The sequence below is a fragment of the Thalassospira sp. HF15 genome, assembly GCF_011806525.1.
GTDB lineage: Bacteria > Pseudomonadota > Alphaproteobacteria > Rhodospirillales > Thalassospiraceae > Thalassospira.
Genome location: NZ_JAAVKI010000004.1, coordinates 291,667 through 316,822 on the forward strand (window position 1 = coordinate 291,667; position 25,156 = coordinate 316,822).

Consider the following 25,156-nt stretch of genomic DNA (forward strand, 5'->3'; position numbering starts at 1 on the left):
CTGTTATACACAAATCAAACATTTTTTTCTTATATAAGGTGAGCAAGCCCATAGGCACCAATAAAAAAACCGACGCAATGCGTCGGCTTTTCGGTGTCTAATGGTCTATCAACCCTGCCCTATCTCTTGCGGGCGCGCGACGGCTTTGCCTTTGGCTTGGGCTTTTCTTCCTTCTCGCGGTGAATTTCCGGGGTCAGGAATTTGGTCGGTGTTTTCGGATCGAAATTCAGCTTTTTGAGCGTTTCGGCAAAATGTTCAGGCACCGGTGCTTCGATCACGACCCGCTGCCCGGTCACCGGATGCGGGAAGTCAATCGCACGCGCATGCAGGTGCATCTTGTTCGACACGCCATCCAGGAATGCTTTGGGTCCGCCATATTTGCCATCGCCGAGGATCGGGCAGCCAATTGCCTCGCAGTGAACGCGAAGCTGATGGGTACGTCCGGTCAGTGGCGACAGGGCAAGCCAGGCGGCCTTGCGCCCGGCGCGATGAAGCTGGCGGAAGACCGATTGCGCCGATTTTCCAAGTTTCTCGTCGATGACCATCTTCTCACCGCCCTTGCCTGCCAGTTTGGCAAGCGGCGCGTCAATCATGCCTTCGCGTTCGGATGGCGCACCGGTGACAATTGCCCAGTAAAGTTTACGGGTCGATTTGTCCTTGAATGCCTTGGTCAGGGCATGGGCCGCACTGGCCGACCGCGCCAACAGCAAAACACCACTGGTGTCCTTATCAAGACGGTGAACCAGTTTCGGGCGTTCCTTGCTATCGAGTTTAAGGGCATCAAGCATGCCATCGACATGGACATTGGTGTTGGTCCCGCCTTGCACGGCAAGACCGGCGGGCTTGTTGATCGCCAGCACCAACTCATCATAGAAAATGACGGAATCGCGAAGCGCCTGCAGCTCTGCCTCGGTCGCATCGGACTTGGCGGGGCCGGCCTGTTTGCGTTGCTGGACTTCGGACGGGTTATAACCCAAACCGTCTTCGGCCCAAGGGCCGGTACCGCCGCCAGACATCACCGGCACGGGCGGGACACGGATTTCCTGGCCCGGTTCGACACGCTGATTGGCCTTGGCACGTTTGCCATCGACACGGATCTGACCGCCGCGCAGGAACTTCTGGACCTGACCGAATGTGAATTCAGGGCAGTTGCGCTTGAACCAGCGATCGAGGCGAATATCGCCCTCGTCTGCCTTGACCTTGCGCAGAGTGACACCACTCATTGCAGAACACCCCTTACCAGCGCGATAGCGCCAAACAATGCCGAAATGCCGACCACCACGGAAACAATCACATAGAGGGCCGAAAGCCCCATACTGCCCCGTTCATACAAGGTCGCAACATCCAGCGAAAACGTCGAAAAAGTTGTAAACGCCCCCAGAAAACCGGTCACAAGAAGTGCGCGCGTTTCAAGCCCCATGGACAGTTTCAGGGCGGAAACCTCGATCAGCACCCCCATCAGGAAAGACCCGACGATATTGACTGTCAGCGTTCCCCAGGGAAATCCAGAACCCATCACAGAGCCCATCATAACGGACACACTGTGACGTGCGACGGCACCAATGGCACCGCCCAAGGCAATGGATGCGATTAACAACGGTGAAAATTGCATGGCGCGGAACCTATTCCCTCAGTCCTGAAATGTCACGTGTGAATACGGCATGGGGCCATGGCAAGAATAAGAGGCCTGTTTCAAAGCCATGACCTGTATGCGTCCCCTTTTTGGCATCAAACACCAAGGGGCGCAGATGATCAATCTTATTGGTGCCTTATTGGTTCTGGCCCATCCGGGTCACGACATCCGCCAGCCAGGCACGCGTGCGCTTTTCATTTTGTCCCAAGTCTTCAACGCCATAGACCGACTTGGCCAACATACAGAATGTCACATTATCGCCAGTTTCCGGCAGGATCAGCTCGATCTCGACCCAGTCGGGGAAGCGAAAGACCGGCGTGCGCGCCAGGAAATAAAGACGACCCGCCTCGCCGCCCGGCACATCGTTCTTGAGCGCCATACCATGATCGCGCGCGGTATCAATCAACACCTCGGTCAATGTCGCGACAGATGTATTAAAGCTTGGGCTTTGCATGGCACGGTCGGTTTCGGGCAACCGGTCGGCCGGACATGTCAGGAAGAAATTGCTGGTTGTCGGCAGGTCGGCATCGCGCCCAAAGGTGATATTGGGTGGATCACCTGCTGGCAGCATATGGTCCATCAGCCCGGTAAAGCGGACGGTTATGAAAATGCCTGCCAGTAAAAGCAGTCCCCAAATTGCAAACATCGCCAACCGTTTCAATGATACCACCTGCCAAAGACCAAGCGTTTGCCCACACGAGCAAGAACACCATAGACCAAACAGTGCAGAATCAAAATGCCCGACCGGAGCAACCGTCGGGCATTTCGGGCTACCAACCCGTCAATCAGCGAACCAAGGGGGGGGATATGGAAATTCGCTGATCGGCGGATGAGTATCGGGACGCTGTATTTTGGCCGTTTTAAGCCGCAGTCGGGAGCTTTGCTGCTTCGACATTGGCAATGGCTTTGGCCATGGCTTCTTCGGCGTTGACACCAAAGCCCGAGGCTTCGACGACTTCAACATCGGTGATGCCGATAAAGGCCAGTACCTGTTTCAGATACGGGGTCGCGAAATCAGCCGGGCTGTTCACAGGAACACCGCCGGTGGCCGCAACGATATAGGCTTTTTTGCCTTCGACCAGGCCAACCGGACCGTTTTCGGTGTAGTTGAAGGTCACACCAACACGGGCAATCAGATCAACCCAGGCCTTAAGCGTCGAGGGAACCGAGAAGTTGTACATCGGCGCGCCGATCACAAGAATGTCGGCATCAAGAAGTTCGGCAACCATCTTGTCAGATGCGGCGATGACTTCTTTTTGCGCGTCCGAGCGATCTTCGGCCGGGGTGTAATAGGCGCCGACGGTTTCGCCGGTAATGGCCGAAACGAGCGCTTCATTGGTATCGCGTTCAGCAACTTTTGCCGAAGGATCGGCAGCCTTGATACGGTCAATCAGTTTCAGGGCGATCTGGCGGGAGTTCGAGTTCTCACCATTCACAGATGCGCTGACATGCAGAATATTGGTCATTTTCAGTCTCCTAGTCCGGGTTTGTTTGTTGCCCCGAACTTAACCCCGCCAAACATTTCTGTTTAGCCAGAGACTCTTCACCATATTGTTTCCATTTTGGCACCTAACTAACCGATAGCTAGTTATTGTCGCGTTTCTTTTGACGCTCTGCGCGTAATCGGTCGAAATATTCAACCCGCTTTTTCAAATCACGCTCAAATCCGCGCTCGACCGGCTCGTAAAAGTTCTGGCGGCGCATGCCTTCGGGGAAGTAATTCTGCCCGGAAAAACCATCTTCCTGATCATGATCATAGGCATAGCCGGAGCCATACCCGATATCGGCCATCAGTTTGGTCGGCGCATTGAGGATATGGGCCGGTGGCATCAGCGATCCGGTATCCCGCGCAATCTTGAGCGACTTTTTATAAGCCGCGTACCCGGCATTGGATTTGGGCGCCAGGGCGAGATAGATCACCGCCTGCGCCAAGGCCAGTTCGCCTTCGGGACTGCCAAGGCGTTCGTAGGATTCCCAAGCCCCGATGCAGAATTGCTGGGCCTGCGGATCGGCAAGGCCGATATCCTCGACCGCCATGCGTGTCAGACGCCGGGCAACGAATTTGGGGTCCTCGCCACCAGCCAGCATGCGGTTAAACCAATAAAGGGCCGCATCCGGGTCCGAGCCGCGAATGGATTTATGCAGCGCACTGATCAGGTTGTAGTGACTGTCATCGCCCTTATCGTAAATCGGCATGCGCTTTTGCACGGTGCGGGCAAGCTCGGCCACGCCAAGCGGGCCATCATCGCTGGGCGGCAAGGAAAAGAGTTCCTCAGCCAAGTTCAGGCAATAACGCCCGTCGCCATCGGCCATGGCGCGCAGGGTTTCGCGTGCTTCGGGTGTGACGGGCAGATCAAAGCCCATTTCCTTTTCGGCACGCACCAGCAATTCTTCAAGGCCCTGATCATCAAGGCGCTTGAGCACCAGCACCTGACAACGTGACAGCAATGCTGCATTCAGCTCAAAGGACGGGTTTTCGGTGGTCGCACCGATTAACGTAATGGTGCCGTCTTCGACATAGGGCAGGAAGCTGTCCTGCTGGGCCTTGTTGAACCGGTGGATCTCGTCAATAAACAGCAATGTCGCCCCGCCGGTGGACCGACGCGCACGCGCGCGCTCAAACACCTTGCGCAGGTCGGCAACACCGGAAAAGATCGCCGAAAGCGGCTCAAACGCCATATCAGCAACATCCGCCATCAGGCGGGCCAGTGTCGTCTTGCCACAGCCCGGCGGCCCCCACAGCACGACCGAGGGAACGCGTCCGGTCTTGATCATGCGGGTGATAGGGCCATCATCGCCAAACAGATGCCCCTGCCCGACAACTTCGTCGAGTTTGGCGGGGCGCAGTCTGTCGGCCAACGGGCGCGTGACCTGACTTTCAAACAGGGAAACCATGCAGCGACATCATGATGTTGAACGGGTTGGTGACTTTGGCGAAACGTAACACGCAGATGACAATCAGGACAGATGAAACATCGCTCATTGACGCTTCCAAACGTGCGGCATAGCTTTCAGACTTATTCCCGCCCAAACAACAAAAAGAACCTGTTTGTGACGCCTGTTCCCGCCTGCCTGATCTGCATTCCTTGCCGGGGTCTGATATGACATCGCCTGGTACACCGGCCAAACTGCCCATCGTGATCGGGTTGGGTACAGGACAGACCCTTGCATTTGGCACCACGCTGTATCTTCCCGCCATTCTGGCAGAGCCGATGGCGGTTGAGCTTGGCATTCCGCCCGGCTGGGCGTTTGGCGCCTTTTCACTGGCACTGGTTTTTGCCGCCCTGCTTGGTCCCAAGGCAGGGGCACGGATTGATCAGTTTGGTGGACGGACGGTGCTGGCTGTGTCCAGCCTGATCTTTGCTGCCGGTCTTGCGATGCTGGGCACGGCGGACAGCCTGACCATGATGTGTGTGGCCTGGTGTGTGATTGGGGTTGGCATGTCGATGGGGCTTTATGAATCGGCCTTTGCCACACTGAGCTGGATTTACGGCCATGATGCGCGCGGGCCGATTACCGGCATCACCCTGATTGCCGGGTTTGCCAGTACGATCTGCTGGCCGATTACCGCCGGGATCGAGGCCGAATTTGACTGGCGCACGGCGTGTTATTTCTGGGCGGTGATGCATATCGTGCTGGGCTTGCCGCTTAACCTGTTTCTGATCCCGCGCACCCGCGATGGTCATCACGGTAAGAAGGAAGATGACACTGCAAAACCGGCCCCTGCCCCGACCAAGCTTTCGCGACAGGATATCTTCAATATGCCGATGATCCTGCTGGCCATTGTGTTTGCCGCCAGCTGGTTTACGGCAACCGCCATGGCCGCGCATTTGCCGCGCCTGTTAGAAATATCGGGCATGGATGCGGCCGGTGCCCTGATTGCGGCATCGCTGGTCGGTCCGGCGCAGGTTGCCGGTCGATTGGCGGAATTCGGTTTGCTTAAAAAGATGCATCCGCTGATTTCTTCACGGCTTTCGGCCCTGACCCATCCGATTGGGGCTGTGTTGCTTTTGATCTTTGGCGGGCCTGTCGGGATGCTGTTTACCAGCCTGCACGGGATCGGCAATGGCATCTTGACCATTGCCAAGGGCACATTACCGCTGGCGACCTTTGGCCCGGCCGGATATGGCGCCCGGCAAGGCTATATCATGGCACCGTCACGCTTTGCACAGGCCGCCGCCCCGTTTGTCTTCGGGCTTCTGATTGATGATTACGGGCAGTATGCCATTTTACTGACCATCGCATTGGGGCTTGTGACCTTTGTCGCCCTGATGATGCTGCGCCATCGTCCCTACACGCCGGGCGAGGCCGCGGACCAACGATAAGAAAAAGGCACGCACCAAGTGGCACGTGCCTTTTCTTTTGGACTGATATCGCCAACCGGTTACAGGGTGAAATCGCCGGTCAGGACTTTGCCATCCCGTTTGACTGAAATCTTCCAGTCGCGACTGCGTTCTCCGGCGCGGATCACTTCCTTGAAGCGCGCGACCGAGTCAATTGGCTGTCCATTGACCTCGACAATATAGTCGCCCGCCTGAAGACGGGTGCGGCGTGCCAGACTGTCGCGGGCAACCGCAAGGATCATGACACCTTCGCTGAGTGTGTCGATGCCAAGTTCATCGGCCAGTGCCGGGTTCATATTGGCGATCTTGGTGCCACTAAACGGATTGCGGCCATCAATGATGCTTTCATCGCGCGCCGGCAGTTCCGGAGCGACTTCAAGCGGCATGGCCAGCACGGTTTCGACCCCACGACGCAGAACGGACAGATTTGCCTCGCCTTTTAGCTCAAGCGTCGCGATGCGGAATTTAAGCTCGTTGGGATTATCGACCGCAAGACCATTGACCGCGACAACAACATCACCAGATTGCAGACCGCCCCGTGCCGCCGGACTGCCTTCACGGACCTTGTTGATCAGAACCCCGTGCGGGCGATCCAGCTCAAGGGATGCTGCCAGATCGGCCGTCACCGACTGCCCTGCCGCACCGAGCCACGGACGGCGAAGGTCGCCACTGATCAGACCGCGCATGACAACCTTGACCATATTGGCCGGAACCGCAAAGCCGATACCGTTTGATCCGCCGGATTTGGTGAAAATCGCCGAATTGACGCCAATCAGATTGCCATCAATGTCAACAAGCGCACCGCCGGAGTTGCCCGGGTTAATCGCCGCATCGGTCTGAATGAAGGATTGGTAGTCCTGACCGGTGACACCGGCACGCGCCAGTGCCGAAACAATGCCGCTGGTCACGGTCTGACCGACGCCAAACGGATTGCCGATGGCAAGCACAAGGTCACCGACCTCAACCGCATCAGAGTCGCCAAACGGGATGGCCGGCAATTCCTTATCCACATCGCGCAGTTTCAGCACCGCAAGATCGGTGCGTTCGTCCGAGCCAACCAGATCGGCGTCAAATTCACGGTTGTCATGCAAGACAACGCGAATTTCACTGGCCCCATTAATGACGTGATGGTTGGTAACCACAGTGCCATCGCCCGAGACAATCACACCCGAGCCAAGCGAGCGTTCAACGCGCTGGCGCGGCGCGCCAAAGGCGCCGCCGAACCGATCCCCGAAGAATTGCTTGAAGAACGGGTCATTGAAAAACGGCGTGCGCTGGCGTTGTTCGACCACCTTTTTGGTGTAGATGTTGACAACCGCTGGCGCGGTTTGCTTGACCAATGGCGAAAGCGACATCTTGATTTCGGCCTGGCTCGACGGCAAACGCCGATCCAGCATGGTTTCATCGCTTTGGGCATGGGCCAGATTGACTGGGCCAGATACAGCCGCCATTGCGATCAGGGCAAAGGCGACAATCTTCGAAATCCATCTTGCCTGCACGTCACACTCTCTCTGTTTTGGTTTGCTGCTCGCGGTGCTATGACCGAAAAGACGCATGATCTAATCAAGATCAATTAGGGAAATTAGAATTGCCGCGCAACCTTGGCGGAAATATGAACGATTTGGCATTTAGGAACATTTTGCCAAAAGAAAACGGGCGACACCGTAAGGCATCGCCCGTTTCTGTTTCTTAAAGGCCGAAACGTTGCTTATTCAGCAACAGCTTCGTCGCCTTCGCCCTCTGCTTCGAGGCGAGCACGGTCTTCCGCGCCTTTTGCATCGGCGTTGCGATCAACAAGTTCAATCACAGCAACCGGAGCCGCATCGCCGTAACGGAAGCCAGCCTTGAGAACGCGGGTGTAACCACCGGAACGCTCTTTGTAGCGGTCAGCGATTTCGCCGAACAGCTTGGCTACGACTTTGTCGTCACGCAGGATCGAAATGGCCTGACGGCGTGCATGCAGGTCGCCCCGCTTGCCCAGCGTAATCAGTTTTTCGACATACGGGCGAAGATCCTTGGCCTTCGGAAGAGTGGTTTTGATCTGCTCGTGGGTGAGCAGCGAAACTGCCATGTTGGCAAACATCGCCTTACGATGGGACGAAGTACGATTAAGCTTACGGCCTTGCATACCGTGACGCATGGTAACTCTCCTTAATAGCCTGGCTTCGCTCACGAAACCGATTGTAAAACCGCGCCGCCACCCTGATCACTCGTGATACGAGGCCAGGTCATGCACGTGCGGTGTGGGCAACAAGCCCGCCGGATGCCCAAACAACTGGGTTCTCCGGGTTGGAACGTAATGTTCCGATATCGGCCCGAAGGCCGAAGACCCGTTCTTAGAACGGATCTTCGAACTTGCGAGCAAGTTCTTCGATGTTTTCCGGCGGCCAACCGCCGACTTCCATACCGAGATGCAGACCCATCTGAGCCAGAACATCCTTGATTTCGTTCAGCGACTTACGGCCGAAGTTCGGCGTACGGAGCATTTCTGCTTCGGTCTTCTGAACAAGATCACCGATATAGATGATGTTGTCGTTCTTCAGGCAGTTTGCCGAACGGACCGACAGTTCAAGCTCGTCAACCTTACGCAGAAGGTTACGGTTGAACGGCAGTTCGTCTTCTTTCTTCTCTTCGACAACCGCTTCCGGCTCTTCGAAGTTGACGAACAGCGACAGCTGGTCCTGAAGGATACGGGCCGCAAGGGCTACCGAATCTTCCGGGGTCAATGCGCCGTTGGTTTCAACGGTCAGTGACAGCTTGTCAAAGTCGGTATCCTGACCAACACGGGTGTTTTCCACCTTGTAGGCCACTTTACGGATCGGGCTGAAGATCGCATCGATCGGAATAAGACCAATCGGCGCGTCCGACGAGCTGTGCGAGCTGGCTGCAACATAGCCTTTACCGTTATCAACGGTGAATTCGATGTTGAGCGTAGCACCATCATCAAGATGGCAAAGCTCGAGATCCGGGTTAAGGATTTCGATATCCGCACCGGTTTCGATCTGACCTGCGGTGACGGCACCAGGGCCGGTCGCCTTCAGAGCCATTTTCTTCGGACCTTCAGCATGCATACGCACGCCCATGGTCTTGATGTTCAGGATGATGTCGGTGACATCTTCACGCACACCCGGGATCGACGAAAATTCGTGCAATACACCGTCGATCTGGATCGCAGTAACTGCCGAACCCTGGAGCGACGACAGCAGAATGCGACGCAGCGCGTTACCCAGGGTCTGACCAAAACCGCGCTCCAGCGGTTCTGCCACGATCGTACCAATACGGCTGGCATCAGTACCCGGAGTAACATCAAGCTTCGTCGGCTTAATCAGTTCCTGCCAGTTCTTTTGAATCACGAGACCCACCTTCGCAACTGGAGCCTATGGAAAGGAGGGCAAATAAATTGCCCCCACGAGAAACGCGAAGAGGCCCGGTCATCCCGGGCCCAAACGCGGGGTCGTCCGCAAGGATCGACGCGATTAGACGCGACGACGTTTACGCGGACGGCAACCGTTATGCGGAATCGGCGTTACGTCTTTGATCGACGTAATGGTGAAACCGACAGCCTGAAGCGCACGCAGTGCAGATTCACGTCCCGAACCCGGGCCTTTAACCTGTACTTCGAGGGTTTTCATACCGTGTTCAGCAGCTTTTTTACCTGCGTCTTCGGCAGCCATCTGTGCAGCATACGGAGTCGATTTACGCGAACCGCGGAAACCCATACCACCAGCGGTCGACCAGGAAATGGTATTTCCCTGAACGTCGGTGATGGTGATCATGGTGTTGTTGAAGGTCGCGTTTACGTGCGCGATACCGTTCGTAATGTTCTTGCGCTCGCGGCGACGCACGCGAGTCTGAGGAGTCTTCGCCATTGTCGTTCCCCTACCTTACTTCTTCTTGCCAGCAATCGGCTTAGCCGGGCCCTTACGGGTGCGAGCGTTGGTGTGGGTACGCTGACCGCGTACCGGGAGACCGCGACGATGACGCAGGCCGCGATAGCTGCCCAGGTCCATCAGACGTTTAATGTTCATTGCGGTTTCACGACGGAGGTCGCCTTCGACGGTGTAATCAGCGTCGATAACTTCACGAACCTTGAGAACCTGGTCATCAGAGAGCTGATGAACGCGGGTTGCGGATTCGATTCCGACCTTTGCGCAAATTTCTTTAGCTTTCGCCGGGCCAATGCCGGTGATGTAGGTAAGCGCAATCACGACACGCTTCGCGGTCGGGATGTTTACGCCAGCAATACGAGCCACTATGTGAACTCCTGTTTCCTGTTAACAAACCCAAGGGCAGATCCGGTAGGGTAGGACGCTGCAAAAGCGGGCCAGCATTACTGCCAACCCGCCAGCAAAAAAACGCCCTGCCCGGGAAATTACCCCAGGATGGCTTCAATCTCGCGCGTAACTTCGTCGATTTCGGCCATCCCGTCAACTGTTTTCAGCTTACCGACCTTTTCATAGTAAGGAATGATCGGTGCTGTCTGCTTGTGATAAGCTTCCAGTCGCGATGTGACCGTCTCGGCGGTATCGTCCGCACGGCGTTTAAATTCGGTGCTGCCACATACGTCACAGACACCTTCCTTGGCAGGTTTCTGGAACTCGTCGTGATAGCCCTGCCCGCATTTCGCGCAGGTATAGCGGCCAACCACACGGGCGACCAGTGCTGCATCGTCAACACGCAGTTCAATCACGTAATCAAGTGCCAGTCCCTTGGATTCCAGCATGACGTCCAGGGCTTCTGCCTGGGCCGTCGTGCGCGGGAACCCGTCCAAAATGAAACCACCCTTGGTATCATCCTGGTCAAGTCGTTCAGAAATCAGACCGATCATGAGATCGTCAGATACGAGCTGGCCCGCATCCATGACTTCCTTTGCCTTCTGCCCAAGTTCCGTACCGGCAGCAACCGCTGCACGGAGCATGTCGCCCGTCGAGAGCTGGATCATGCCGCGTCCGGTTTCGAGACGCTTGGCCTGGGTACCTTTCCCTGCGCCGGGAGGGCCAAGAAGGATAATGTTCATCGTCTTCCCCCTGAATGCGGTGGTCGCTTGTTAACGGCGGCGACCACGCAGTTTGGATTTCTTGATCAGGCCTTCATACTGGTGCGCCAGCATATGTGACTGAACCTGTGCCACTGTATCCATGGTTACCGTGACAACGATCAGGAGGCTAGTCCCACCAAAGTAGAAGGGAACCGACCATTCCGCGATCAGCAGTTCCGGCAGGATACAGACAAATGCGAGATAAGCTGCACCGATAACCGTCAGACGGGTCAGAATGAAATCCAGATAATTCGCGGTATTTTTACCCGGACGGATGCCCGGAATAAAGCCACCATGTTTCTTCAGGTTGTCTGCCGTATCTTCCGGGTTGAAAACAACCGCGGTGTAGAAGAAGGCAAAGAAGACGATCAAACCGATATAGAGCGCAATATACAGCGGCTGGCCACGACCGAGCAATGCGGTCGCAGTGGTCAACCATGCCGGCGCATCAACACCGGTGGTAAACTGCGCAACCGACAGCGGCATTAGCAGCAGCGAGCTTGCAAAGATCGGCGGAATAACACCGGCAGTGTTGATCTTGAGCGGCAGGTGCGAGCTCTGACCTTCCATGACCTTCATGCCGACCTGGCGTTTCGGGTACTGGATCAGAACGCGGCGCTGCGCACGTTCAACAAAGACGATGAAGGCAATAACCGCAATCGCCAGAACGATGATGGCAACGATAACCAGTGCAGAGATCGCACCGGTACGACCCAGTTCAAGGGTCCCTGCAATCGCGCTTGGCAAGCCGGCGACAATACCGGCAAAGATGATCAGCGAAATACCGTTACCGATGCCACGCTGGGTGATCTGCTCACCAAGCCACATCAGGAACATCGTGCCACCAACCAAGGTGATCACCGCGGTAATGCGGAAGAACATGCCCGGATCCGGAACAGCTGCACCGGTTGAACCGGTCATGCTTTCAAGACCAACGGCAATGCCCCACGCCTGCACCGTTGCAATCAACACCGTCAGATAGCGGGTATATTGGTTAATCTTTTTACGACCCTGTTCGCCTTCTTTCTTGAGCTGCTCAAGGGTTGGCGAAACAGTCGTCATCAACTGAATAATAATCGAGGCCGAGATGTACGGCATGATATTCAGCGCAAAGATCGTCATACGACCCAGCGCACCACCGGCGAACATGTCAAACATGCCCAGAACACCGCCCGCATTCTGACGGAAAATGTCAGCAAGAATGGACGGGTCGACACCCGGAACCGGAATATAGGTTCCAAGGCGGTAAACAATAAGCGCGCCCAAAGTGAACCAAATACGCTTTTTAAGCTCGGTTGACTTTGAAAAAGCGGACCAATTCAGGTTCGCGGCAAGCTGCTCGGCGGCCGATGCCATGCACTCATCTCCCAATACACATAAACTGGAGGGTCCGGTCCCGTGTACTGGAACCGGACCCTCTCGAAGTCAATTTAGGCTTATTCTGCGGATTCTGCAGCAGCGACCGGAGCAAGAACCTTGACCGAGCCACCAGCTTTCTCGACAGCTTCGACAGCTGCTTTGGAAGCACCGGTGATTTCGATGTTCAGTTTCGCTTTCAGTTCGCCTTTGGCAAGAAGACGCAGACCGTCTTTCTGCGGACGGGCCAGACCTTTTTCCGCAAGAACAGCGACGGTGACATTTGCACCATCTTCAAGAACACCGTTATCAACGGCAGTCTGAAGGGTACCAAGGTTCACAACGCCGAACTGTTTCTTGAACGGGTTTTTGAAGCCGCGTTTCGGAAGACGGCGATAGACCGGCATCTGCCCGCCTTCGAAGCCATTGATGGCTACACCTGAACGGGACTTCTGACCCTTCTGACCTGCGCCAGAAGTTTTGCCTTTGCCCGAACCGATGCCGCGACCGACGCGGGTGCGCGCCTTGCGGGCACCCGGGTTATCGGCGAGTTCGTTGAGTTTCATCGTTCAACACCTTTTCGATCTGGGGTCAATCAAGCCTCGTCCACACGGACGAGGTGCTTGACCTTTGCGATCATACCGCGAACAGCCGGAGTATCTTCCAGCTCACGAGTCCGGTGCAGTTTGTTCAGGCCAAGACCCACAAGGGTCTGGCGCTGATCAGCCGGACGTCCGATCGGCGAACCCGTCTGGGTAACGCGTACGGTCGCTTTTTTCTTAGCAGCCATATCGAATTACTCCTTTTCGAGAACGGCGGCAGCAGCCGAACCGCTATCGCGACGGGCAACGACGTCACCGACTTTCAGGCCACGCTTAGCAGCGACCTGACGCGGGGAAGCACCGTTGACCAGAGCGTCAAGGGTTGCGCGGATCACGTTGTGCGGGTTGTTCGAACCGGTGCATTTGGACACAACGTCCTGAACGCCCATGGTTTCGAAAACCGCACGCATCGCACCGCCTGCGATGATACCGGTACCAGCCGGAGCAGAGCGAAGGACAACCTTGCCTGCACCGAAGTGGCCCTGCGTATCATGGTGAAGGGTACGGCCTTCACGCAGCGGAACGCGGATCATGTTACGTTTAGCAGCTTCGGTTGCCTTGCGAATCGCTTCCGGAACTTCACGGGCTTTACCCGTTCCGTATCCGACGCGACCGCGCTGGTCACCGACAACCACCATTGCGGAGAAAGCAAAGCGACGGCCGCCCTTAACGACTTTCGCGACGCGGTTGATACCAACCAGCTTGTCGACGAGTTCGTTTTCTTCACGGGCTTTAGGCGCCTGCTGCTGTTGATTCTGGTTACGTGCCATGGTCGTGCTCCTTAGAAGTCCAGACCGCCCTCACGGGCGGCATCGGCCAGAGCTTTCACCCGGCCATGGAACAGATACCCGCCACGATCGAAAACGACCGTTTTCACACCAGCTTTGACTGCGCGTTCGGCAATTGCCTTGCCGACGATTGCAGCGGCGTCGGCATTGCTGCCTTTCGCCTTCAGATCTTTCTCCATCGTCGAAGCAGCCACCAGGGTGGTGCCTTTGACGTCGTCGATGATCTGAGCATAGATGTGGGCGTTCGAACGGTGCACGCTGAGGCGCGGGCGACCGGCCGCTTTCTGGCGGATCGCAAAACGAACGCGACGCTTGCGGCGTTCGAAAAGGCTTCTCACGTTTTTCATCGTGCCTGTCCTTACTTCTTCTTGCCTTCTTTGCGCAAGATATACTCGCCTTCGTAGCGGACACCCTTGCCTTTGTAAGGCTCCGGACCGCGCCAGCCGCGTGCATTTGCAGCGAACTGACCGACGACTTGTTTATCTGCGCCAGAAATGGCGACGAGGGTCGGCTTTTCAGCGACGACGTTAAGACCCTCAGGGATCTCCATTTCTACGTCGTGTGAGAAGCCAAGCTGCAGAACAAGTTTTTTGCCCTGAACCTGTGCACGATAACCAACACCGGTGATTTCCAGCTTTTTGGTGAAACCTTCCGAGACCCCGGTGACGAGGTTCGCGATGTTTGCACGGGTGGTACCCCAAAGGGCACGTGCGCGCTTCGTATCGTTTTTCGGTTTCACGAAGATCTGGTTATCTTCCTGGGTGACTGAGATATCAGCACTGTTCAGCGGAAGGTTAAGCTCACCGAGCTTGCCTTTTGCACTGATCTGCTGTTCGGTCAAGTTGATGGTAACGCCGTTAGGCACGACCACCGGGTTTTTTCCTACTCGCGACATCGTTGGCCCTCCTTAGAATACCTTGCAGAGGATTTCGCCGCCGACATTCTGCTCGCGAGCCTCCTGATCCGAAAGAACCCCTCGCGGAGTGGACAGGACTGCGATGCCCAGACCGTTATATACCTTCGGAAGATCTTTGATCTTCGAGTATACACGACGACCCGGGGTCGAGACGCGGTCGATCTGCTTGATCACGGCATCGCCCTCAAAATATTTGAGTTCGATGGTGATTTCGCTGACGCCCTTGCGAATTTCATTAATGTTATAACCGCGGATATAACCTTCGCGCTGGAGAACATCCAACACACCGGTACGCAGTTTCGAAGCCGGCGAAACGACGCTGGATTTACCAACGCGCTGGCCGTTACGGATACGCGTGAGCATATCACCGACTGGATCAGTCATCGACATGTGATGTCCTCCTTACCAGCTCGACTTCACCATGCCCGGGATCTGACCACGTGAAGCAAGTTCACGAAGGGCGATACGGGACAGGCGGAATTTGCGATAGACACCACGCGGACGACCGGATACCTGGCAGCGAATACGCTGACGGATACGAGCCGAGTTACGCGGCAGCTGGGCGAGTTTCATCACAGCAACGATACGATCCTCAGGGGTCGTCTCGCGATTTGCGATAACCGCTTTAAGGGCGGCACGCTTGGCAGCATATTTTTTTGCCAGGCGTTCACGTTTGAGTTCACGCTCTACAGCGCTTTTCTTGGCCATGGGCCAACCTCCGTTAGTTTCCGAACGGAAGATCAAAACCCTTAAGAAGGGCAAGAGCTTCATCGTCGGACTTAGCCGTGGTACAAATGATGATATCCATCCCGCGAACAGAGTCGACTTTGTCGTACTCTACCTCAGGAAAGACGAACTGTTCTTTCAAGCCCATGGCAAAGTTGCCACGACCATCGAAAGATTTTTTGTTCAGGCCGCGGAAGTCACGAACGCGCGGAAGCGCGATGGTGACCAAGCGGTCCAGGAACTCAAACATACGGTCGCGACGCAGGGTCACTTTACAACCGATGTTCATACCTTCACGCAGCTTGAAAGCCGCAACCGACTTTTTCGCTTTGGTGAAGACAGGCTTCTGACCGGTGATGGCAGCGAGATCCGCAGCCGCACCTTCCAGCTTTTTACGATCCTGGGTGGCGTCGCCGACACCCATGTTGATCACGATTTTTTCGAGGCGCGGAATCTCCATGGTGTTCTCGTAGGAGAACTCCTTCTGGAGTGCGTCACGCACCACTTCTTTGTAATGTTCGCGCAGGCGCGTCATTTTTCCGTCCCTCAGTTGTCGATGACTTCGCCGCTGAGCTTCGCTACGCGAACCTTGCGACCATCATCGAGGGTCTTGAAACCGACGCGGGTCGGCTTGTTTTCTTTCGGGTCAACAATCGCGACGTTGGAAACAGCAATCTTTGCTTCCTTTTCGACGATGCCACCAGCATCAGCACCGGTCGGGCGCTGGTGACGTTTCACCAGGTTGATGCCCGAAACCAGAACCTTGTTCTCGGTCGGGAAAGCGGCGAGAACTTCGCCGGTTTTCCCTTTGTCTTTACCCGTCAGAACAACGACGCGATCGCCCTTTTTAATCTTGGCAGCCATTACAGCACCTCCGGAGCGAGCGAAATGATCTTCATGTAACCCTTCGAACGAAGTTCACGGGTTACCGGGCCAAAAATACGCGTGCCGATCGGCTCGCCGTTCGCATTAATGAGAACGGCAGCGTTACGGTCAAAGCGGATCGCCGAGCCATCGGCACGACGAATTTCCTTTGCGGTGCGAACGATGACAGCTTTGTGAACTGCACCCTTCTTAACGCGACCGCGCGGAATGGCTTCCTTGACGGAAACCACGATAACATCACCAACGTGAGCGGTTTTGCGCTTCGAGCCGCCCAGCACCTTGATGCACTGGACGCGGCGAGCGCCGCTGTTGTCGGCGACGTCCAGATTGGACTGCATCTGGATCATGGGTTTACCCCTTGACTATGATTGGGCTGAGGACTCACTCCTCGACCACTACTTCCCAAGACTTCAACTTCGAGATCGGTTTGCATTCGCGAATGCGAACAACGTCACCCGTTTTGAAGCGGTTCTCTTCATCGTGCGCGTGGAATTTCTTCGACTTACGCACGTACTTTTTATACAGCGGGTGCATGACCTGGCGCTCCACTCGGACCACCACGGTCTTGTCGTTTTTGGTCGAAACGACTGTCCCCTGCAATACACGCCTCGGCATGTGTGTATACTCCTCTGCGTGTCCAGTTAGGCCGCGGTTGCACCCTTCTCGTTACCGAGAAGGGTTTTAATGCGGGCAATATCACGACGGACCTGGCGGACCCGCGCAGTGTTCTCGAACTGCCCGGAAGCCTGCTGGAATCGCATGTTGAACGATTCCTTACGCAGGTCCAGAAGCAGCTGCTTCAGTTCGTCAGCGCTTTTAGCGCGGAGATCAGCAATTTTCATCACTAATTACTCCCCTTCACCAAGACGGGTGACAAACTTGGTCTTGATCGGCAATTTTGCCGACGCCAGCTCGAAAGCACGGCGTGCAAGATCCAACGGAACACCGTCGAGTTCAAACATGATCCGACCCGGTTTAACGCGTGCCGCCCAATATTCAGGCGAGCCTTTACCTTTACCCTGACGGACTTCGGCAGGCTTCTGCGAGACCGGGAGATCCGGGAAAACGCGAATCCACACACGACCTTGACGGCGGATGTGGCGGGTGATCGCACGGCGTGCCGCTTCGATCTGACGCGCCGTTATACGCTCAGGCTCCAAGGCTTTCAAGCCATAAGCGCCGAAATTAAGATCCGTGCCACCCTTGGCTTCACCTTTAAGGCGGCCTTTGTGGGCTTTACGGAACTTTGTACGTTTCGGAGAAAGCATATCTGGATCTCCTTACTTACGACCAGAACCAGCCGACTCGAGCGCTTTACGCTCAGAAGCCAACGGATCATGTGCCATGATTTCGCCCTTGAAGATCCAGACCTTCAGACCGCAAACACCGTAAGTGGTGTGTGCTTCCGAAGTGCCATAATCAACGTCCGCACGCAGGGTATGCAGCGGAACGCGACCTTCACGGTACCATTCGGTACGAGCGATTTCAGCGCCACCAAGACGACCAGCAGCATTGATACGAATGCCACCGGCACCGAGACGCATTGCGTTCTGAACCGAGCGCTTCATAGCGCGACGGAACGAAACACGGCGCTCAAGCTGCTGGGCGATGTTGTCAGCGACCAGCTTGGCATCAAGTTCCGGCTTGCGGATCTCGATGATGTTAACCTGCACTTCGGCATTCGCCAGTTTCTGCAGATCATTCTTGAGCTTCTCGATGTCCTGGCCTTTCTTCCCGATCACAACGCCCGGACGAGCGGTGTGGATCGAGATGCGGGCTTTCTTCGCCGGACGTTCGATAATCACCTTCGAAACACCAGCCTGCTTGAGGCGGTCGAAGATGAAATTGCGGATCGCGAGATCTTCGTGAAGAAGACCAGCGAAATCGGACTTGTTGGCGTACCAGCGGGAATCCCAGGTACGGTTAATGCCAACGCGCAGACCGATCGGATTGATTTTCTGACCCATTACTCGGCCTCCTCACGTTCGCAAACGACGATGCGCATGTTGGAGAACGGCTTCAGAATTTTACCAACACGACCGCGTGCACGGGCGCGCCAGCGCTTCATTACGAAGGCCTTACCAACAGATGCCTCTTTAACGTAGAGACGGTCAACATCGAGCTGATGGTTGTTTTCGGCATTAGCAATTGCCGATTCCAGCAGCTTTTTGACGTCCTGCGAAATACGTTTATTGGAGAAGGTCAGCTCTGCCAAAGCAGCTTCTGCCTTCATTCCACGAATCGACTCGGCGACGAGGTTGAGCTTACGCGGGGAAATGCGTACTGCCCGGAGCGAAGCCGCAGCCTCGTTATCCGCCAGCCGACGGATGTCAGCTTTCTTACCCATCGTTACTTCCTCTTCGCCTTTTTGTCGGCCGCGTGACCATAGTAGGTACGGGTCGGCGAGAATTCACCGAACTTGTGACCAATCATGTCTTCGGTCACCAGCACCGGCAGGAATTTCTGGCCATTGTAAACCCCAAAGGTGAGGCCTACGAATTGCGGCAAAATCGTCGAGCGCCGCGACCAGGTCTTAATTACCTCATTCCGGCCTGAGGCACGGACAGTATCGGCTTTCTTAAGAAGGTATCCGTCAACAAACGGACCCTTCCAAACGGAACGCGCCATAGTCTAGCCTCCTCCGTTAGCTCTTGTGACGACGGCGCATGATAAGCGCGTCGGTCTTTTTGTTCGAGCGGGTACGTTTGCCCTTGGTAGGCTTGCCCCACGGCGTAACCGGATGACGACCACCCGATGTACGACCTTCACCACCACCATGCGGGTGATCGATCGGGTTCATGGCAACACCACGAACCGAAGGACGCTTGCCAAGCCAGCGATTACGGCCGGCTTTACCAAGGTTTGAGTTCTGATGGTCCGGGTTGGACACGGCACCGATGGTAGCCATGCATTCACCACGAACCAAACGTACCTCACCGGAGGACAGCTTAAGCTGGGCGTAACCCTGGTCCTTACCAACAAGCTGTACATACGAGCCTGCTGAACGTGCGACCTGACCACCTTTACCGGCTTTCAGTTCGACGTTATGGACAATGGTACCGACCGGAATATTCTTCAGCGGTGCGGCGTTACCCGGCTTAATGTCTACACGGTCAGCGGCAACGACTTTGTCGCCGACAGCGAGACGCTGCGGTGCGAGGATGTAGGCCAATTCGTCGTCAGAATAACGAACCAGTGCGATAAACGCAGTACGGTTCGGATCATATTCCAAACGCTCGACGGTACCGACGACATCAAACTTGGTACGTTTGAAGTCAATCATACGGTAACGACGTTTGTGACCACCACCGATACGGCGGGCGGGGATACGACCAGTATTGTTACGGCCACCTTTCTTGCGAAGACCTTCGGTCAACGCTTTGATCGGCTTGCCCTTGTGGAGATCAGAACGATCCACGAGAACCAGCTGACGGCGACCAGGAGAGGTTGGTTTAAACTTCTTCAAAGCCATGTCTTAGATTCCCGTAGTCACGTCGATGGACTGACCCTCTTCGAGGGTAACCATCGCTTTCTTGAAATCGCTCCGACGACCGGAAATACCGCGAAAACGCTTGGTTTTTCCTTTTACCACAGAGGTATTGACCGTCTTGACCTTCACCCCGAACAGACCTTCCACAGCAGCCTTAATCTCCGGCTTGGTGGCGTCGATCGCGACTTTGAACGCAACAGCGTTGTGTTCAGAAATCAACGTCGACTTTTCAGTGATATGCGGGGCGCGGATGACTTCGTACATCCGCTCTTTGCTGATGATCGTCATTTGAGACGTGCCTCCAACGCTTCGACCGCACCCTTGGTCAGCACCAGGGTGTCACGGCGCAGGATGTCATAGACGTTAGCACCAATCTGCGGAAGCACATCAACCTGCGGGATGTTGCGCGCTGCGCGTGCAAAACCCTCATTGACCTGCGTACCGTCGATGATCAGTGCAGACTTCCAGCCGAGTTTGTTGAAAACTGCGACCAGATTCTTGGTTTTGGCGTCCGAGAATTCCGCATTATCAAGAACGATAAGCTTACCGTCTTTTGCCTTGGCCGACAGAGCGGTTTTCAGCGCGAGTTTACGGAACTTCTTGGTCAGATCGTGTGCGTGGTCGCGAACGCGCGGACCGTGCACGGTACCACCACCACGGAACTGTGCGGCTTTACGGGAACCGTGACGTGCACCGCCACTACCCTTCTGACGCACGAATTTTTTCGTGGTTGCGGAAACTTCCGACTTTTCCTTTACCTTGTGGGTACCGGCACGGCGTTTTGCCAGCTGCCAGTTCACCATGCGGTGCAGGACGTCGCGACGTACTTCCAGACCAAAGATGTCTTCTGCAAGATCAATCTTACCGGACTTGGAAGCGTCAAGTTTGAGAATGTCGAGCTTCATGATGCTTATTCCTTATCCTCGGCGACAGCTTCTTCAGCAGCCGGGGCAGCACCCTTGAGCGCAGCCGGGAACGGAAGACCTTCCGGTGCAGCACGCTTCACAGAGTCCTTAACAAGGACGTAGGCACCCTTGTGACCCGGGACTGCACCGTGAACCAGGATCAGGCCTTTATCAGCGTCAGAAGAGACGATTTTAAGGGACTGAACGGTTACACGTGCGGCACCCATATGACCGGCCATCTTCTTACCTTTGAAGACGCGGCCCGGGTCCTGGCACTGACCGGTGGAACCATGCGAACGGTGCGAAATCGACACACCGTGCGACGCACGCAGACCACCAAAGTTGTGACGCTTCATCGCACCGGCAAAACCTTTACCGATGGACGTGCCGATTACGTCAACGAACTGGCCTTCGACGAAATGGGTTGCAGCAAGTTCTGCACCAACTTCGATCAGGCCGTCTTCGCTTACGCGGAATTCAGCAAGTTTGGCTTTCGGCTCAACCTTGGCTTTGGCGAAGTGGCCACGCATCGGCTTGGATACGTTTTTCACTTTCGCTTTGCCATAACCAAGCTGAACAGCGACGTAGCCGTCGGTGTCGTTGGTACGGTTGGCGACAACCTGAAGATCTTCGACCTTCAGAACGGTTACAGGAAGGTGGGAACCGTCGTCGTTGAAGACGCGGGTCATACCGACCTTCTGGGTAATAAGTCCACTACGCATTGCGGCTTACTCCCGATTAAAGTTTGATCTCGACATCGACACCGGACGCAAGGTCGAGCTTCATAAGAGCATCGACGGTTTGCGGGGTCGGGTCGACAATGTCGAGAAGACGCTTGTGCGTACGGATTTCAAGCTGTTCGCGTGATTTTTTGTTCACGTGCGGAGACCGCAGAACAGTGTACTTTTCGATGCGGGTCGGCAGCGGAATTGGGCCGCGGACCTCTGCGCCAGTGCGCTTCGCCGTATTGACGATCTCACGTGTGGACTGATCCAGCACGCGATGGTCAAACGCCTTGAGGCGAATGCGAATGTTCTGACTATCCATGTAATTATGTACCGGAGCCCTCAAAAGGACACCGGCCCCTCAACTGGAGTTGACGATTGCCGCAAAAGTGTTGCGGGCGGCTTAAATAGCCGCCCGCTTCACAAAGATCAAGAGAAAAATTATTCGATGATCTTGGCAACAACGCCCGCGCCGACGGTACGACCGCCTTCACGGATTGCGAAACGCAGACCTTCGTCCATTGCGATCGGTGCAATGAGGGTTGCGGTCATCTGAACGTTGTCGCCCGGCATAACCATTTCGGTGCCAGCCGGCAGCTCGATCGAACCGGTTACGTCAGTCGTACGGAAGTAGAACTGCGGACGGTAGTTCGAGAAGAACGGCGTATGACGGCCACCTTCATCCTTGGTCAGGATGTAGGCTTCTGCTTCGAATTTGGTGTGCGGGGTGATCGAGCCGACATGGGCCAGAACCTGGCCACGTTCGACGTCTTCACGCTTGGTACCACGCAGCAGCGCGCCGATGTTGTCGCCAGCTTCACCCTGATCGAGCAGCTTGCGGAACATTTCAACGCCGGTAACGGTGGTTTTAACGGTGTCTTTGATGCCGACGATTTCAATTTCTTCGCCAACTTTAACAACACCGGTCTCAACACGACCGGTCACAACCGTACCACGACCCGAAATCGAGAACACGTCCTCGATCGGCATCAGGAACGGCTTGTCTTTCGGACGATCCGGAGCCGGGATGTATTCGTCAACCGCTTTCATCAGTTCGAGGATAGCGTTTTTGCCGATTTCATCATCGCGACCTTCCAGAGCAGCAAGAGCAGAACCCTTGATGATCGGAATATCGTCGCCCGGGAAGTCGTAGGACGACAGAAGTTCACGGATTTCCATTTCGACGAGCTCGAGAAGCTCTTCGTCGTCGACCTGGTCAACTTTGTTCATGAAGACGACCAGTGCCGGAACGCCAACCTGACGTGCAAGCAGGATGTGCTCGCGGGTCTGCGGCATCGGGCCATCAGCTGCGGAAACGACGAGGATACCGCCGTCCATCTGTGCCGCACCAGTGATCATGTTTTTAACATAGTCAGCGTGGCCCGGGCAGTCGACGTGTGCGTAGTGACGGTTCTCGGTCTCGTACTCAACGTGCGCGGTCGAGATCGTGATACCACGAGCTTTCTCTTCCGGTGCTTTGTCGATGTCGTTGTAGTCCTGGAACGAAGCGCCGCCGGCTTCTGCCAGAACTTTGGTGATTGCTGCGGTCAGCGTGGTTTTACCGTGGTCAACGTGGCCGACGGTGCCTACGTTAACGTGCGGTTTTGTACGCTCAAACTTTTCTTTAGCCATTTCTAACTCCGTTTATTCTGGCTTGGCCTTAGCCGGCCGACTTAGCTTTGACTTCGTCCGCAACTGCTTGCGGGACGTCTGAATAGTGATCGAACTGCATCACGAACTGGGCACGGCCCTGAGACATGGAGCGCAGTGTATTGACGTAACCGAACATGTTGGCCAGCGGTACGAAGGCGTTAACAACGCGCGCAATACCACGGGAGTCCATGTCACGGACCTGGCCACGACGGCTGTTCAGGTCGCCAATGATGTCACCCATGTACTCTTCAGGGGTCACAACCTCGACCTTCATGATCGGCTCAAGCAGCTTCGGCGAAGCTTTCGACAGACCTTCTTTGAACGCTGCGCGAGCAGCGATTTCGAAGGCCATGACGCTCGAGTCAACGTCATGGTATGCACCATCGGTCAGCTTGATCGAGAAATCGGTTACAGGGAAGCCTGCGATAACACCGCTCTGCAGCGAGCTTTCGAGGCCTTTCTGTACGCCCGGGATGTATTCCTTCGGAACGTTACCGCCAACGACAGTATCGGAGAAGGAGAAGCCCGAACCCGGTTCACCCGGGGTGAAGGTCAACTTGATACGTGCGAACTGACCCGAACCACCCGACTGTTTTTTGTGGGTGTAGTCGATATCGACTTCTTTCGAGATCGTTTCACGATAAGCAACCTGCGGCGCGCCGACGTTTGCTTCGACCTTGAATTCACGCTTCATACGATCGACAAGAATGTCGAGGTGAAGCTCGCCCATACCGGAAATGATGGTCTGGCCGGATTCGTGGTCGGATTTAACACGGAACGACGGATCTTCCTGGGCAAGACGTGCCAGGGCGAGACCCATTTTTTCCTGGTCGGCTTTCGATTTCGGCTCAACAGCGATTTCGATAACCGGATCCGGGAATTCCATGCGCTCGAGGATGATCGGCTTGGCCGGGTCACAAAGGGTATCACCAGTGGTGGTGTCTTTGAGACCAACCAGAGCAACGATGTCGCCCGAGCAAGCGTATTTGATTTCTTCGCGGTTGTTGGAATGCATAAGAAGCATACGACCGATACGTTCTTTTTTCTCTTTAACAGAGTTCAGAACGTAGGAGCCTGCTTCGAGCACGCCAGAATAGATACGCGCGAAGGTCAGAGAACCGACAAACGGATCGCTCATGATCTTGAACGCAAGCGCTGAGAACGGTGCGTCGTCGTTCAATGCACGGGAATCCGGTTCATCTTCGGTGTTCGGCTTAACGCCACGAACATCGTCGATATCGTCCGGTGCCGGCATGTAGTCGACAACAGCATCGAGAAGCGGCTGAACGCCTTTGTTCTTGAACGCGGTACCCAGAAGGACCGGAACAAGTTCACCAGCGATCGTGCCCTTACGGATGCACTCTTTGAGCTTCTCTTCGCTCGGCTGCTCACCTTCAAGGTAAGCTTCCATAGCTTCTTCGTCGCACTCAACCGCCTGCTCGATCAGGGCTTCGCGGTATTCTGCGGCCTGGTCAGCAAGGGAATCACGAATGTCGCGATATTCGAACTCTGCACCAAGGCTTTCGTCTTTCCAGACGATTTCCTGGTTCTTCACGAGGTCGACAACGCCTTCGAACTCACCTTCGGCACCGATCGGCAGCTGCATGACAGCGGCGTTGGCACCAAGGCGTTCTTTGATCATTTCGACGCAACGGAAGAAGTCCGCACCGGTACGGTCCATTTTGTTGACGAAGCACATACGCGGAACGTTGTACTTGTCAGCCTGGCGCCAGACGGTTTCGGTCTGCGGTTCAACACCGGAGACGGCATCAAACACGGCGCAGGCACCATCGAGAACACGAAGCGAACGTTCAACTTCAATGGTGAAGTCAACGTGGCCCGGGGTATCGATGATGTTGACACGGTGGTCGTTCCAGAAGCAGGTCGTCGCAGCAGACGTAATCGTAATGCCACGTTCCTGTTCCTGTTCCATCCAGTCCATGGTCGCGGCGCCGTCGTGGACTTCGCCGATCTTGTAGGACTTACCGGTGTAGAAAAGGATTCGCTCGGTGGTCGTCGTTTTACCAGCATCAATGTGTGCCATGATGCCGATGTTACGATACCGAGAGATCGGAGTGCGTTTTACCATAATCGAC

Annotated in this window: 36 protein-coding genes; 1 reads left to right on the forward strand and 35 read right to left on the reverse strand. The window is 55.5% G+C overall.

The genetic code is table 11. The annotated features are described in order from the left end of the window. Positions 1-119 precede the first annotated feature (119 nt). From HED22_RS10720 to HED22_RS10740, 5 genes are all read right to left on the reverse strand, one after another. Positions 120-1,223, reverse strand: a complete 1,104-nt coding sequence (locus HED22_RS10720; protein WP_167721989.1) for an RluA family pseudouridine synthase — start codon at positions 1,221-1,223, stop codon at positions 120-122. After that, the gene (gene crcB, locus HED22_RS10725; RefSeq protein ID WP_167721990.1) at positions 1,220-1,612 is read right to left on the reverse strand and encodes a fluoride efflux transporter CrcB; all 393 of its coding nucleotides are present in this window, start codon (positions 1,610-1,612) and stop codon (positions 1,220-1,222) included. Before crcB ends, HED22_RS10720 begins: the two co-directional genes overlap by 4 nt. Positions 1,613-1,769: 157 nt before the next feature. Further along, positions 1,770-2,279, reverse strand: coding sequence for a DUF1499 domain-containing protein (locus tag HED22_RS10730; protein ID WP_167721993.1), 510 nt, complete (start codon positions 2,277-2,279; stop codon positions 1,770-1,772). 214 nt (positions 2,280-2,493) lie between these two features. Next, positions 2,494-3,099 (reverse strand): FMN-dependent NADH-azoreductase, encoded by a 606-nt coding sequence (locus HED22_RS10735; protein ID WP_167721995.1) that lies wholly within the window; start codon positions 3,097-3,099, stop codon positions 2,494-2,496. A gap of 118 nt (positions 3,100-3,217) precedes the next feature. Continuing rightward, positions 3,218-4,528, reverse strand: coding sequence for a replication-associated recombination protein A (locus HED22_RS10740; RefSeq protein ID WP_167721997.1), 1,311 nt, complete (start codon positions 4,526-4,528; stop codon positions 3,218-3,220). A 206-nt stretch (positions 4,529-4,734) separates the two neighbouring features. Between HED22_RS10740 and HED22_RS10745 the strand changes: the two genes are divergently transcribed. After that, positions 4,735-5,958: an MFS transporter gene (locus HED22_RS10745; RefSeq protein ID WP_167721998.1), complete on the forward strand. Its 1,224-nt coding sequence runs from the start codon at positions 4,735-4,737 to the stop codon at positions 5,956-5,958. A gap of 59 nt (positions 5,959-6,017) precedes the next feature. Here HED22_RS10745 and HED22_RS10750 read toward each other — a convergent pair whose 3' ends face one another. The 30 genes from HED22_RS10750 to fusA all read right to left on the reverse strand — a co-directional run bounded on the left by HED22_RS10750 (position 6,018) and on the right by fusA (position 25,149). After that, entirely contained in the window at positions 6,018-7,475 is a 1,458-nt protein-coding gene (locus HED22_RS10750) for a DegQ family serine endoprotease (protein WP_167722000.1), read from the reverse strand. Positions 7,476-7,684: 209 nt separating this feature from the next. Further along, on the reverse strand, positions 7,685-8,116 hold the full coding sequence (gene rplQ, locus HED22_RS10755) for a 50S ribosomal protein L17 (RefSeq protein WP_167722002.1): 432 nt from the start codon (positions 8,114-8,116) through the stop codon (positions 7,685-7,687). A gap of 196 nt (positions 8,117-8,312) precedes the next feature. Further along, a complete protein-coding gene (locus HED22_RS10760) occupies positions 8,313-9,329 on the reverse strand; it encodes a DNA-directed RNA polymerase subunit alpha (protein ID WP_008892197.1) in 1,017 nt (338 codons plus the stop codon). A 123-nt stretch (positions 9,330-9,452) separates the two neighbouring features. Continuing rightward, entirely contained in the window at positions 9,453-9,845 is a 393-nt protein-coding gene (rpsK, locus tag HED22_RS10765; protein WP_008892196.1) for a 30S ribosomal protein S11, read from the reverse strand. A 15-nt stretch (positions 9,846-9,860) separates the two neighbouring features. After that, positions 9,861-10,229, reverse strand: coding sequence for a 30S ribosomal protein S13 (gene rpsM, locus HED22_RS10770; protein ID WP_008892195.1), 369 nt, complete (start codon positions 10,227-10,229; stop codon positions 9,861-9,863). Between the two features lie 119 nt (positions 10,230-10,348). Continuing rightward, entirely contained in the window at positions 10,349-10,993 is a 645-nt protein-coding gene (locus tag HED22_RS10775) for an adenylate kinase (RefSeq protein ID WP_167722004.1), read from the reverse strand. Between the two features lie 30 nt (positions 10,994-11,023). Then, positions 11,024-12,370, reverse strand: coding sequence for a preprotein translocase subunit SecY (gene secY / locus HED22_RS10780; RefSeq protein ID WP_064790745.1), 1,347 nt, complete (start codon positions 12,368-12,370; stop codon positions 11,024-11,026). Between the two features lie 80 nt (positions 12,371-12,450). Further along, on the reverse strand, positions 12,451-12,936 hold the full coding sequence (rplO, locus tag HED22_RS10785) for a 50S ribosomal protein L15 (protein ID WP_167722006.1): 486 nt from the start codon (positions 12,934-12,936) through the stop codon (positions 12,451-12,453). Between the two features lie 29 nt (positions 12,937-12,965). Further along, positions 12,966-13,160, reverse strand: coding sequence for a 50S ribosomal protein L30 (gene rpmD / locus HED22_RS10790; protein WP_007091489.1), 195 nt, complete (start codon positions 13,158-13,160; stop codon positions 12,966-12,968). Positions 13,161-13,166: 6 nt separating this feature from the next. Then, a complete protein-coding gene (gene rpsE / locus HED22_RS10795; RefSeq protein WP_033067174.1) occupies positions 13,167-13,742 on the reverse strand; it encodes a 30S ribosomal protein S5 in 576 nt (191 codons plus the stop codon). An 11-nt stretch (positions 13,743-13,753) separates the two neighbouring features. Further along, positions 13,754-14,107 carry a 50S ribosomal protein L18 gene (gene rplR / locus HED22_RS10800; RefSeq protein WP_167722008.1) on the reverse strand — a complete coding sequence of 118 codons (354 nt, stop codon included), beginning with the start codon at positions 14,105-14,107 and terminating at the stop codon, positions 13,754-13,756. Positions 14,108-14,118: 11 nt separating this feature from the next. Further along, positions 14,119-14,655: a 50S ribosomal protein L6 gene (gene rplF / locus HED22_RS10805; protein ID WP_167722010.1), complete on the reverse strand. Its 537-nt coding sequence runs from the start codon at positions 14,653-14,655 to the stop codon at positions 14,119-14,121. Between the two features lie 12 nt (positions 14,656-14,667). After that, positions 14,668-15,066, reverse strand: coding sequence for a 30S ribosomal protein S8 (rpsH, locus tag HED22_RS10810; protein WP_062953735.1), 399 nt, complete (start codon positions 15,064-15,066; stop codon positions 14,668-14,670). 12 nt (positions 15,067-15,078) lie between these two features. After that, positions 15,079-15,384, reverse strand: coding sequence for a 30S ribosomal protein S14 (gene rpsN / locus HED22_RS10815; protein ID WP_033067178.1), 306 nt, complete (start codon positions 15,382-15,384; stop codon positions 15,079-15,081). 13 nt (positions 15,385-15,397) lie between these two features. Continuing rightward, positions 15,398-15,937 (reverse strand): 50S ribosomal protein L5, encoded by a 540-nt coding sequence (rplE, locus tag HED22_RS10820; RefSeq protein WP_008892186.1) that lies wholly within the window; start codon positions 15,935-15,937, stop codon positions 15,398-15,400. A gap of 11 nt (positions 15,938-15,948) precedes the next feature. Next, on the reverse strand, positions 15,949-16,266 hold the full coding sequence (rplX, locus tag HED22_RS10825; RefSeq protein ID WP_008892185.1) for a 50S ribosomal protein L24: 318 nt from the start codon (positions 16,264-16,266) through the stop codon (positions 15,949-15,951). Next, positions 16,266-16,634, reverse strand: coding sequence for a 50S ribosomal protein L14 (gene rplN / locus HED22_RS10830; protein ID WP_033067181.1), 369 nt, complete (start codon positions 16,632-16,634; stop codon positions 16,266-16,268). The genes rplX and rplN overlap by 1 nt, the downstream gene beginning before the upstream one ends. A 34-nt stretch (positions 16,635-16,668) precedes the next feature. Beyond that, entirely contained in the window at positions 16,669-16,902 is a 234-nt protein-coding gene (gene rpsQ, locus HED22_RS10835) for a 30S ribosomal protein S17 (protein ID WP_008892183.1), read from the reverse strand. Positions 16,903-16,928: 26 nt separating this feature from the next. Next, positions 16,929-17,129, reverse strand: coding sequence for a 50S ribosomal protein L29 (rpmC, locus tag HED22_RS10840; RefSeq protein ID WP_008892182.1), 201 nt, complete (start codon positions 17,127-17,129; stop codon positions 16,929-16,931). A gap of 6 nt (positions 17,130-17,135) precedes the next feature. Beyond that, positions 17,136-17,555 (reverse strand): 50S ribosomal protein L16, encoded by a 420-nt coding sequence (gene rplP, locus HED22_RS10845; RefSeq protein ID WP_068518266.1) that lies wholly within the window; start codon positions 17,553-17,555, stop codon positions 17,136-17,138. A gap of 12 nt (positions 17,556-17,567) precedes the next feature. Further along, positions 17,568-18,254, reverse strand: coding sequence for a 30S ribosomal protein S3 (rpsC, locus tag HED22_RS10850; RefSeq protein ID WP_167722012.1), 687 nt, complete (start codon positions 18,252-18,254; stop codon positions 17,568-17,570). Further along, a complete protein-coding gene (gene rplV / locus HED22_RS10855; protein WP_167722014.1) occupies positions 18,254-18,634 on the reverse strand; it encodes a 50S ribosomal protein L22 in 381 nt (126 codons plus the stop codon). Before rplV ends, rpsC begins: the two co-directional genes overlap by 1 nt. A gap of 2 nt (positions 18,635-18,636) precedes the next feature. Beyond that, positions 18,637-18,915 carry a 30S ribosomal protein S19 gene (gene rpsS, locus HED22_RS10860; RefSeq protein ID WP_008892178.1) on the reverse strand — a complete coding sequence of 93 codons (279 nt, stop codon included), beginning with the start codon at positions 18,913-18,915 and terminating at the stop codon, positions 18,637-18,639. 16 nt (positions 18,916-18,931) lie between these two features. After that, a complete protein-coding gene (gene rplB / locus HED22_RS10865; RefSeq protein ID WP_167722016.1) occupies positions 18,932-19,759 on the reverse strand; it encodes a 50S ribosomal protein L2 in 828 nt (275 codons plus the stop codon). A gap of 3 nt (positions 19,760-19,762) precedes the next feature. Next, the gene (locus HED22_RS10870; protein ID WP_062953730.1) at positions 19,763-20,065 is read right to left on the reverse strand and encodes a 50S ribosomal protein L23; all 303 of its coding nucleotides are present in this window, start codon (positions 20,063-20,065) and stop codon (positions 19,763-19,765) included. Next, complete coding sequence (rplD, locus tag HED22_RS10875) at positions 20,062-20,682, reverse strand: 50S ribosomal protein L4 (RefSeq protein ID WP_167722018.1); 621 nt, start codon at positions 20,680-20,682, stop codon at positions 20,062-20,064. Before rplD ends, HED22_RS10870 begins: the two co-directional genes overlap by 4 nt. Before the next feature lie 5 nt (positions 20,683-20,687). Then, on the reverse strand, positions 20,688-21,404 hold the full coding sequence (rplC, locus tag HED22_RS10880; RefSeq protein WP_033067188.1) for a 50S ribosomal protein L3: 717 nt from the start codon (positions 21,402-21,404) through the stop codon (positions 20,688-20,690). 16 nt (positions 21,405-21,420) lie between these two features. Next, positions 21,421-21,729, reverse strand: coding sequence for a 30S ribosomal protein S10 (gene rpsJ / locus HED22_RS10885; RefSeq protein ID WP_008892173.1), 309 nt, complete (start codon positions 21,727-21,729; stop codon positions 21,421-21,423). Between the two features lie 119 nt (positions 21,730-21,848). Further along, the gene (gene tuf / locus HED22_RS10890) at positions 21,849-23,039 is read right to left on the reverse strand and encodes an elongation factor Tu (RefSeq protein WP_167722020.1); all 1,191 of its coding nucleotides are present in this window, start codon (positions 23,037-23,039) and stop codon (positions 21,849-21,851) included. Positions 23,040-23,067: 28 nt separating this feature from the next. Beyond that, the gene (fusA, locus tag HED22_RS10895; RefSeq protein WP_167722022.1) at positions 23,068-25,149 is read right to left on the reverse strand and encodes an elongation factor G; all 2,082 of its coding nucleotides are present in this window, start codon (positions 25,147-25,149) and stop codon (positions 23,068-23,070) included. Positions 25,150-25,156: the final 7 nt, after the last annotated feature.